The sequence below is a fragment of the Betaproteobacteria bacterium genome (assembly GCA_016720925.1).
In the GTDB taxonomy this organism is placed as follows: Bacteria; Pseudomonadota; Gammaproteobacteria; order Burkholderiales; family Usitatibacteraceae; genus UKL13-2.
The window spans coordinates 62884-72495 of the sequence record JADKJR010000021.1 but is presented as its reverse complement, the minus strand read 5'-3'; the positions used below and the strand labels follow the sequence as shown (position 1 = coordinate 72495).

At 57.7% G+C, this 9612-nt stretch carries 10 protein-coding genes; 4 read left to right on the top strand and 6 right to left on the bottom strand.

Features of this window, described 5'->3' with window-relative positions; all coding sequences use genetic code 11:
* The first annotated feature begins 228 nt into the window (after positions 1 to 228).
* The 3 genes from pstC to pstB are packed head-to-tail and all read left to right on the top strand — an operon-like array spanning position 229 to position 2751.
* Complete coding sequence (gene pstC, locus IPP88_20100; GenBank protein MBL0124918.1) at positions 229 to 1092, top strand: phosphate ABC transporter permease subunit PstC; 864 nt, start codon at positions 229 to 231, stop codon at positions 1090 to 1092.
* The gene (gene pstA, locus IPP88_20095; protein MBL0124917.1) at positions 1089 to 1946 is read left to right on the top strand and encodes a phosphate ABC transporter permease PstA; all 858 of its coding nucleotides are present in this window, start codon (positions 1089 to 1091) and stop codon (positions 1944 to 1946) included. The genes pstC and pstA overlap by 4 nt, the downstream gene beginning before the upstream one ends.
* Positions 1947 to 1971: 25 nt before the next feature.
* Positions 1972 to 2751 (top strand): phosphate ABC transporter ATP-binding protein PstB, encoded by a 780-nt coding sequence (pstB, locus tag IPP88_20090; protein ID MBL0124916.1) that lies wholly within the window; start codon positions 1972 to 1974, stop codon positions 2749 to 2751.
* 65 nt (positions 2752 to 2816) lie between these two features.
* On the opposite strand, the gene IPP88_20085 is transcribed toward pstB, so the two are convergent.
* The 5 genes from IPP88_20085 to IPP88_20065 form a co-directional block, all read right to left on the bottom strand.
* Positions 2817 to 3248 (bottom strand): GNAT family N-acetyltransferase, encoded by a 432-nt coding sequence (locus IPP88_20085; GenBank protein MBL0124915.1) that lies wholly within the window; start codon positions 3246 to 3248, stop codon positions 2817 to 2819.
* Positions 3249 to 3284: 36 nt separating this feature from the next.
* Positions 3285 to 4640 carry a phosphoglucosamine mutase gene (glmM, locus tag IPP88_20080; GenBank protein MBL0124914.1) on the bottom strand — a complete coding sequence of 452 codons (1356 nt, stop codon included), beginning with the start codon at positions 4638 to 4640 and terminating at the stop codon, positions 3285 to 3287.
* Positions 4641 to 4805: 165 nt separating this feature from the next.
* Positions 4806 to 5639 (bottom strand): dihydropteroate synthase, encoded by an 834-nt coding sequence (folP, locus tag IPP88_20075; GenBank protein MBL0124913.1) that lies wholly within the window; start codon positions 5637 to 5639, stop codon positions 4806 to 4808.
* 137 nt (positions 5640 to 5776) lie between these two features.
* Positions 5777 to 7684, bottom strand: coding sequence for an ATP-dependent zinc metalloprotease FtsH (gene ftsH, locus IPP88_20070; protein MBL0124912.1), 1908 nt, complete (start codon positions 7682 to 7684; stop codon positions 5777 to 5779).
* A 119-nt stretch (positions 7685 to 7803) separates the two neighbouring features.
* Complete coding sequence (locus tag IPP88_20065; protein ID MBL0124911.1) at positions 7804 to 8439, bottom strand: RlmE family RNA methyltransferase; 636 nt, start codon at positions 8437 to 8439, stop codon at positions 7804 to 7806.
* A 25-nt stretch (positions 8440 to 8464) separates the two neighbouring features.
* On the opposite strand from IPP88_20065, the gene IPP88_20060 reads away from it, so the two are divergent.
* Positions 8465 to 8941, top strand: a complete 477-nt coding sequence (locus IPP88_20060) for a YhbY family RNA-binding protein (protein MBL0124910.1) — start codon at positions 8465 to 8467, stop codon at positions 8939 to 8941.
* 102 nt (positions 8942 to 9043) lie between these two features.
* On the opposite strand, the gene greA is transcribed toward IPP88_20060, so the two are convergent.
* On the bottom strand, positions 9044 to 9529 hold the full coding sequence (gene greA, locus IPP88_20055; GenBank protein MBL0124909.1) for a transcription elongation factor GreA: 486 nt from the start codon (positions 9527 to 9529) through the stop codon (positions 9044 to 9046).
* Positions 9530 to 9612: the final 83 nt, after the last annotated feature.

Here is a 9612-nt window from a genome sequence, read left to right as displayed (position 1 = left end):
CGCCGGGCGGCCCAATCCCTTAAACTATTCCCCAACCGGATGACCTGATGTCAATATCGAACATCGCCACCATCCATTCCCAGGGAGGCAGGCACGTGTCCAACGCCGAACAGGAACGCGCGCAGTTGTCAATTCAGCCGCCGAACTCGCGGCCAAACTGCACAGCAGAAGTGGCAGGACGCGCTGTTCTGAAATTTCACGCTGACCTTCGCATTACTGGTATTGGCAATGCTCGGCGCCATTATCGGCTCGCTCATCATGGGGGCCTATCCAGCGTTCGCGGAATTTGGTTTGGGGTTTTTTACCAGTTCCGAATGGAATCCGGTCACCAACCGCTATGGCGCGCTGAATGCCATTTACGGCACTGTGGTGACGTCATTCATCGCCCTCCTGATTGGCGTGCCGGTCAGCTTCGGCATTGCCGTATTCCTCACGGAACTATGCCCGGCATGGCTCAAGCGCCCGCTGGGGACTGCCGTCGAATTGCTGGCGGGCATTCCCAGCATCATTTACGGCATGTGGGGCCTGTTCGTGTTCGCGCCGATTTTCGCTGATTATGTCCAACCCGCGCTGAACAAGACGATCGGTCAACTGCCGGTCATCGGCGTGCTGTTTCAAGGTCCGCAAATGGGTATCGGCATGCTCGCCGCCGGCATCATTCTCGCGGTGATGGTGATCCCGTTTATCGCGTCGGTCATGCGCGACGTGTTTGAGGTCGTGCCGCCCATCCTGAAAGAGTCGGCATATGGGTTGGGCGCGACGACATGGGAGGTCGTGCGCAACATCGTGCTGCCGTATACCAAGGTCGGCGTGATCGGCGGCATCATGCTGGGCCTCGGCCGCGCGCTGGGCGAAACCATGGCGGTCACATTCGTCATCGGCAACGCGCATCGCATCAGCGCTTCGATGTTCGATCCCGGCAATAGTATCGCCTCCACACTTGCCAATGAATTCGCCGAAGCCAGCAAGGATCTGCATATCGCGTCGCTCGTGTCGCTGGGCCTGGTGCTGTTCCTCATTACGTTCGTCGTCCTGAGCTGCGCGAAGCTATTGTTGCTCCAACTCGAAAAACGCGAAGGAGCGAAGACGTGAGCAATGCGACCGCGACCAACAACATATACCGCAAGCGGCTGTTCTTTAACCGGCTCGCACTGATTCTTGCGATGGCCGCCATGGCCATTGGCATGCTGTTCCTGGCGTGGATCCTCTTTGTTCTCCTGTCGCGCGGCTTCGGCGGCTTGAGCTTCAGCAACTTCACGCAAATGACGCCGCCGCCTGGCAGCGAGGGCGGCCTCGCGAACGCCATTTTCGGCAGCTTCATGATGGTGGGTTTTGCAACCCTGATCGCGACCCCGGTCGGTATCCTCGCCGGCGTGTATCTCGCCGAATTCGGCGGGCGCGGCTGGGTGGCGCCAACGACACGTTTCATCAACGATATCCTCCTGTCCGCCCCATCGATCGTCGTCGGATTGTTCATCTATACGGTGTACGTGGCAAATGTCGGCCACTTCTCGGGCTGGGCCGGGACGTTCGCCCTTTCACTGCTGGCCATTCCGGTGGTAGTACGCACAACCGAGAACATGCTGAGGCTGGTGCCGAGCAGCCTGCGCGAAGCCGCCGCCGCGCTGGGCGCGCCGCAATGGAAAGTAACGATGTACGTGGCGATTCGTGCGGTCAAGGGCGGCGTCGTTACTGGCGTATTGCTGGCCATTGCGCGGATCAGCGGCGAAACCGCGCCACTGCTGTTCACCGCACTCAATAACCAGTTCTGGTCCGTCGACATGAACGCGCCTATGGCAAATCTCCCCGTGGTGATTTTCCAGTTCGCGATGAGTCCGTTTGAAAACTGGCAGGCACTGGCGTGGTCCGCTGCGCTCCTGATCACCGCATCCGTGCTCGGCCTGAATATTCTTGCGCGCACCGTTTTCGCGCAAAAACGCACTTGACCTTCACTTACAAAAGCAGAAAATGATGACCAATACCGCCCAGGCGACTCCTGCACCGAAGATCCAGGTCAAGGATCTGAATTTTTTCTATGGCACATTCCAGGGCCTTAAAGCGATCAACCTCGATATCGCCGAGCGTCACATCACTGCCTTCATCGGCCCTTCCGGTTGCGGCAAGTCCACCCTGCTACGCACTTTCAATCGCATGTACGATCTCTACCCCGGGCAACGCGCGGTGGGCGAAATCGTGATGAACGGCAAGAACGTCCTGGAAAAAAATCAGGATCTCAACCTGCTGCGGGCCAAAGTCGGCATGGTGTTTCAAAAGCCCACTCCGTTTCCGATGTCGATCTACGACAACATTGCTTTCGGCGTGAAGCTGTATGAGAGTCTGTCAAAGGCCGAGATGGATGAACGCGTGGAATGGGCGCTCAAGAAAGCGGCCCTCTGGGGCGAGGTCAAGGATATCCTGAGCCAGAGCGGCCTTTCGCTTTCCGGGGGCCAGCAGCAACGCCTGTGCATCGCGCGCGGGGTGGCGGTCAAGCCGGAAGTATTGCTCCTCGATGAGCCGACCTCGGCGCTCGATCCGATTTCGACGGCAAAAATCGAAGAGCTTCTGCATGAACTGAAAGACGACTACACGATCGCCATCGTCACCCACAACATGCAGCAGGCCGCGCGGGTGTCCGACTTCACGGCGTACATGTATCTGGGGGAAATGATGGAATTCGGCGTGACGGACGAGATCTTCATCAAACCGAAGCGAAAAGAGACAGAAGACTACATTACGGGTCGCTTTGGATAAGTCCGCGAATGGTCATTCCAATGCCAATTGCGGCCGACTCTTTTTATTGACGAATCGCTGATCCGTCACGATTCCGGCTGCGTGGGCAAGGAGTAAATAATCAAGGTTTCGCGATGTTCCGCACCAATAGCTTGCCAGAACGATCGAGCCCGAGAGTTGTTCGAAAACACAAGCAAATGGCATTTTTGGATACCAAGATCTCTCAGGCCCGCCAAGCCATCGCGCACCAGCCTTGCACCAATTCCCTGACGACGAAACGCCGGCGCGACGGAAAGATGATGGATGAGCCCACGACGACCATCGTGTCCGACGAGGATCGTACCCACTACCTTGTCCCCCTCCACGGCAACGAGACTGAGTCCCGGATTTCGTTGCAGGAACGCCTCGATAGAGTGTTGTGAATCAGCCTCGCTCACGCCAACGCCATCAGTGGACTCCCACAAATTCCGCGCCGCAACGTAGTGCTGGCTATTGAAGACGTGTATTTCGGCAGTCATGGCCAGTAGCGGGTCAACTCGCTGTCGCCTCTCCTTTCAGGCTGCCGCAGTTGCCTTGACGATTCTGGCTATCTCACCCGCCAGCCGCCTCACCAATACTCCATCCCGTCCTTCCACCATGACGCGAATCACCGGTTCAGTACCGGATGCGCGCAGCAGCACGCGACCATCTCCCGCCAGTTCAATTTCAGCCGAGGCGACCGCCGCCTGAACCGGCGCGCTCGCCGCGAAATTGAATCTCTTCTGCAAGCGCACGTTCTCGAGTATTTGCGGGAACAGCGTCAGCTCGGCGGTGAATTGCCCCAGCGATTGGTCATTGCGCTTGAGCGCACCCAGAATCTGCAGGGCCGAAATGATGCCGTCACCGGTTGAGTGTTTTTCCAGGCAAAGCAGGTGGCCCGAGTTTTCGCCGCCGCATTCCCATCCTCTTTCGCGCAGTAATTCCAGCACATAGCGATCGCCGACATTGGCGCGCTCGAACGGAATATCCATCTTCCCCAGCTGCTGCTCCAGCGCGAGGTTGGTCATCAGCGTGCCCGCCACGCCGCCCCTGAACGCGCCACGCGCATGGCGGTCCTTGACCATCGCATAAAGCAACTGGTCGCCATCGAACAGCGTGCCGTCGGCATCGCACATCACCAGCCGATCGGCGTCGCCATCGAGCGCTATACCAAACTTCGCGCCGTGTTTCCGCACGGCCGCGCACATCGCCACCGGATGCGTGGCGCCGACTTCATCGTTAATGTTGGTGCCATCCGGCTGATTGCCGATGGCAATGACTTCCGCCCCAAGCTCACGGAACACGTGCGGCGCGATGTCCCACGCAGCGCCGTTCGCGCAATCGACGACCAGTTTCATCCCGCGCAAATCGAGTTGGCGCGGGAAGGTGCTTTTGCAGAATTCGATGTAGCGCCCGGCGGCATCTTCCACGCGCCGCACTTTGCCCAAGTGGATGGATTGCAGCGTCACCATCGGCTTGTCGAGCAGCAGCTCGATTTCGTGCTCGACTTCGTCGGGCAACTTGAGGCCGTCAGCGGAAAAGAACTTGATGCCGTTGTCGTCAAACGGATTGTGCGACGCGGAAAGCATGACGCCTGCCGACAACCGCAACGCGCGCGTGAGGTAAGCCACTCCAGGCGTCGGCATCGGCCCGACCAGCAGCACATCCACGCCCGCCGCCGAGAAGCCTGCTTCCAGCGCGCTTTCAAGCATGTACCCAGAAATGCGCGTGTCCTTGCCAATGATGACGGTTGGCCGGGCAGTGCCATCACTGCGGTCCTGCGCGAGCACACAGCCGGCCGCGTAGCCGAGGCGCAACACGAAATCCGGCGTGATCGGCGGATCACCGACGCGTCCGCGAATACCATCGGTACCAAAATATTTGCGACTCATCTCTCAGCTCCTGAACACAGACGTAAATAAACGCGGGAAGAAACTCAAGCACTGGTGCGGCTCTCCGGCCCATTCGGCCCTGAAATGCGCGCCAATGCTTGACTTTACAGACTTTATGGCAAATCCATCGTTGCAGCAGTTAAATAGCGCACATTCAAGGCCCGGCTATTGCGCCCCAACGCGTGTCGCATCCAGCACTTTCAGCATATCGACCGTCTCGGCGACATCGTGGACCCGCAGTATTGCCGCGCCGTTTTGAGCGGCGATCAACGCCGCGGCGAGACTTGCGGCCAGTCTCTGCTCGACGGGACGGCCCGTCACCGACCCAAGAGAAGATTTTCGCGAATAACCCGCCAAAACGGGATGCCCCAAATGCGTCAGCGACCGCAATTCGCGTAGCAGCGTGAAATTGTGCGCGACGGTTTTGCCAAAACCAAATCCCGGATCGATGACAATCCGGCCCCGCGCAATGCCCGCCTGCTCGCACGCGTCAGCGCGTGCGAGCAGGAACGCGCTGACTTCGCGCACGACATCGTCATAAGCCGGTTGCTGTTGCATGGTCTCGGGCGTGCCTTGTTTATGCATCAGGCATACCGCGACGGAGGAATGACGGCATGCCTCGATCGCGCCTTCGGCCTGCAGTGCGTTCACGTCGTTGATCATCGATGCGCCGGCGGCGATTGCAGACTTCATCACCCCGGGCTTCTGGGTATCAATCGAGAGCGGGACGCCGCTGTCGAGCATGGCTTCCAGCACCGGCATCACCCGGTCAAGTTCTTCCTGCAATCCGGCTGGCTTCGCACCGGGCCGGGTGGATTCACCACCGATGTCCAGGATGTCCGCACCGTCGGCGATGAGTTGTCGTGCGTGTGCAATGGCCATGTCGCTTGACAGAAATTTACCGCCGTCTGAGAACGAGTCCGGCGTGACATTGACAATGCCCATCACCAGCGGACGTTTGAGTGAAAGGGGAAATTTTCCGCAGAGAAGTTTAGGCATGAAGTCTTTTTGTGTTTCCGCTAAACCTGACACCGTTTCCAATCAACCGAATCCTTCTCGCCGAGGAGAAGGGCTTGCCATTCTTGAAACAAAACGGGCGGCACGATGGCCGCCCGCACGCACGTTATGTGGATGGATCAGTGCAGCCCTTCCGCCGGCGCGGGATCCACCTTGGGCGCCTCTGGTGCATTGCCACCGTCACCATCGCGCTTCGGCTTGAAAGCGATCGACGAAGGTTTCGGCGCGCGCGGTGGGCGGCCCTCCATGATGTCCTTGATCTGGTCGGAATCGATGGTTTCTATTTCCAGCAAGGCCTTGGCCATCGCTTCGACCTTGTCGCGATTTTCCTCGATGAGTTTCCGCGCCAACGCGTATTGCTCATCGATAATCCGGCGAATCTCGCCATCGACCTTGCGCATGGTTTCTTCGGAGACATTGGTGTGGCGTGTCACCGAGCGGCCGAGGAATACCTCACCTTCATTCTCCGCATAGACCATGGTGCCGAGCGCGTCGGACATGCCATAGCGGGTCACCATGTCGCGCGCGAGTTGCGTGGCGCGCTCAAAATCGTTCGATGCCCCGGTGGTCATCTGATTCATGAAAATCTCTTCAGCGATGCGGCCGCCGAACAACACCGCGATGCGGCTCATCAAATACACACGGTCATACGCATAGCGGTCCTGCTCGGGCAACTGCACCGTCACACCCAATGCGCGGCCACGCGGAATGATGGTCACTTTATGAACGGGATCGCTCTTCGGCAAGACGTAGCCAAGAATTGCGTGGCCGGATTCGTGATAGGCCGTGTTCATGCGCTCTTCGTCGGTCATCACCATCGAGCGCCGTTCGGCACCCATCATGATCTTGTCCTTGGCGCGTTCGAAATCCTCGTGATCAACGAGACGCTTCGCGCCGCGCGCGGCAAACAGGGCCGCTTCGTTGACCAGGTTCGCCAAGTCTGCGCCTGAAAATCCGGGACAACCACGTGCAATGACCGATGCTTGTACGTCCGGCCCGATTGGCACTTTACGCATGTGTACCAGCAAGATCTGTTCGCGGCCACGAATGTCGGGCAACGGCACCACCACCTGGCGATCGAAACGGCCCGGGCGCAGCAATGCCGGATCCAGCACGTCCGGACGATTCGTTGCGGCAATGACGATGACACCAACGGATGCCTCAAAACCATCCATTTCCACCAGCAATTGATTCAGCGTTTGTTCGCGTTCGTCATTGCCGCCACCAAGGCCCGCACCGCGTTGACGACCGACCGCATCGATTTCATCGATGAACACAATGCACGGCGAATTCTTCTTCGCCTGCTCAAACATGTCACGTACACGCGCCGCACCGACGCCGACGAACATTTCCACAAAATCGGAACCCGAAATGGAGAAGAACGGAACTTTCGCTTCGCCGGCGATGGCGCGCGCAAGCAAGGTCTTGCCGGTACCGGGTGAGCCCACCATCAGCACGCCGCGCGGAATGCGTCCGCCGAGCTTCTGGAACTTCGATGGATCGCGCAGGAAATCCACCAGTTCGGATACTTCTTCCTTGGCTTCATCGCAACCGGCCACGTCGGCAAACGTCACCGGATTGTTGCCTTCGTCGAGCATCTTCGCACGGCTCTTGCCGAACGAGAATGCGCCACCTTTGCCGCCGCCTTGCATCTGGCGCATGAAATACAGCCAGATACCGATCAGCAGCAGCATCGGGAACCAGGAAATGAAAATCGACATGAGCAGCGATTGCTCTTCTTCCGGTTTCGCTTCGATCTTCACGCCGGCCTTGCGCAATTCGTCCCACATGAAAATGTCACCGGGGGTCGCGGTGGTATAGACCTTGTTGTCACGCGTGGTGACCTTGGCGGTACGCGGGCCCTCCATACGCACCTTTTCGATATTGCCGTTCTTGGCTTCCTGCATCATGGTCGAGTAATCCATTTCGGTGCGCGTTGCGCCACGATTGGAGACCTGCATGAACAGCATCATCAGCACGATACCGATAACGAGCCAGACGCCGATATTCTTCACCCAGTTATTCACACGCGTTCCTTAATTTTTCCCGATGCCGACAATTGGATTTTCCGAGTCAATCCCGCTTCACTGCAATTTTCAAAGGGGATAGTCATCCTACACTAAACGCAACTCTTAGTCCTTTGGATTCAACCGCTTGCCACTTTTACATCGCCCGCCAGCAAGTATGTTTCGCGGCTTTCGTCGCGCGACGCATCTGGTTTCTTGGCGGCCACATGCCTGAAATTCGCACGCATCAATTTCACGAACGGTTCAAAGCCCGCGCCCTGAAAAACTTTGACCAGAAAAACTCCGTTTGGTTTCAAGAACTTGACCGCAAACTCCAACGCCATCTCACCGAGTGTAAATAACCTCGCCTGATCGGTGATAGAGATACCAGTGAGGTTGGGGGCCATATCGGAAATCACAAGATCGACCTTGGCGCCGCCGATCGCATCAATGACCGCGTTCAATCCGGCTTCTTCCGAGAAGTCAGCAAGAATGAAATTCACCCCGGCCACCGGTTCCATCTCCAGCAAATCGATCGCGACTACTTTGCCCGTGTTGCCGACTTTCTTGGCCACCCACTGCGACCAGCCGCCCGGTGCGGAGCCCAGGTCGACCACAGTCATGCCGGGCTTCATCAACCCTTCCTTCTCAATAATTTCCGAGAGCTTGTAGGAGGAACGCGAGCGATAACCTTCCACCTGCGAGCGTTTCACGTAGGGATCACTGAGATGCCGCTTGACCCAGTCGCGGCTGTTTTTCGGGCGGGCGTTAGCCATGGCGCATGATACGTATAATCACATTATGAAAATCACATTATCCCCTATCGAGCGCCGCGCGCTCAAAGCGCAAGCGCATGTGCTGACCCCTGTCGTCATGATCGGCGATCAGGGACTGACGCCCGCCGTCATCCTGGAAATCGAACGCAATCTGAAGGCGCACGAACTCATCAAAATCCGCGCCTCGACGGACGACCGTGAAGCGCGCGAATCCTGGCTCCACGAAATCTGCCTCGCTTTGCATGCGGCGCCCGTCCAGCACATTGGAAAAATGCTCATCGTCTGGCGCCAGAAGCCGCCCGAACCGGAGAAAAAGGCCGCCCCCCGGAAAAGTGACAGGAGAACCGGCGTCAAATCCGGTGTCAAGGCTGGTGTAACGTCACGATCGCAGCGCAAGCCAAAAGAGAAAGTTGTTGCCGGACCAAAGGGAAAAGGAAGTCTGAAAGGTGGCACCGGTTTCGGCACGCGCACAACTGTAAGGCGGCAGACTCGAACCAAGTAACATATTTGCCGCTCAGGTTGATCGCACAATCTCTAGCACTGGCGGGGCGTTTCAGCCATTGTCGTCCTGCGAGGCGCTACTGTGCTTGAGTTCAATTGTCAATCAGACGTATCGTACGTCCACAATTTCGTATTCCGTCACGCCACCCGGCGCGCGCACTTCCACCACGTCACCTGCATTCTTGCCAATCATCGCCCGCGCGATCGGTGACGAAAACGAAATCTTGCTTAGCTTGAGATCGGCTTCATCCTCACCAACGATTTGGTAGGACACTTTCTCTCCTGTCTCGGTCGCTTCAAGGTCCACTGTCACGCCAAAAACGACGCGACCATCATCTTCCAGCATCGCCGGGGTGATGATTTGCGCGCTGGAGAGCTTTCCTTCCAGCTCCCCTATTCGACCTTCGATGAAGCCCTGTTTTTCCTTGGCTGCGTCGTATTCTGCATTTTCCGACAGGTCACCCTGCGCCCGCGCTTCGGATATGGCGATAATCACCGCCGGCCGCTCAATGGTTTTCAGTCGATGCAATTCGGCTTTCAGTGCAGCTGCGCCGGCGACGGTCAATGGAACTTTGGCAATGCTGCTCATTATTTTGTCCTGTGGATAGTAAGGTTGGATACACCGGTGAAAAAATTCGGCGCACCCATTGTTGGAAAACTTTTGCCACACTT

Coding starts and splice junctions, on each gene's coding strand:
- glmM (MBL0124914.1), bottom strand. CDS start 4,640: ATGAGTCGCAAATATTTTGGTACCGATGGTATTCGCGGACGCGTCGGT.
- pstC (MBL0124918.1), top strand. CDS start 229: ATGCTCGGCGCCATTATCGGCTCGCTCATCATGGGGGCCTATCCAGCG.
- IPP88_20085 (MBL0124915.1), bottom strand. CDS start 3,248: ATGACTGCCGAAATACACGTCTTCAATAGCCAGCACTACGTTGCGGCG.
- greA (MBL0124909.1), bottom strand. CDS start 9,529: ATGAGCAGCATTGCCAAAGTTCCATTGACCGTCGCCGGCGCAGCTGCA.
- IPP88_20060 (MBL0124910.1), top strand. CDS start 8,465: ATGAAAATCACATTATCCCCTATCGAGCGCCGCGCGCTCAAAGCGCAA.
- pstB (MBL0124916.1), top strand. CDS start 1,972: ATGACCAATACCGCCCAGGCGACTCCTGCACCGAAGATCCAGGTCAAG.
- IPP88_20065 (MBL0124911.1), bottom strand. CDS start 8,439: ATGGCTAACGCCCGCCCGAAAAACAGCCGCGACTGGGTCAAGCGGCAT.
- folP (MBL0124913.1), bottom strand. CDS start 5,639: ATGCCTAAACTTCTCTGCGGAAAATTTCCCCTTTCACTCAAACGTCCG.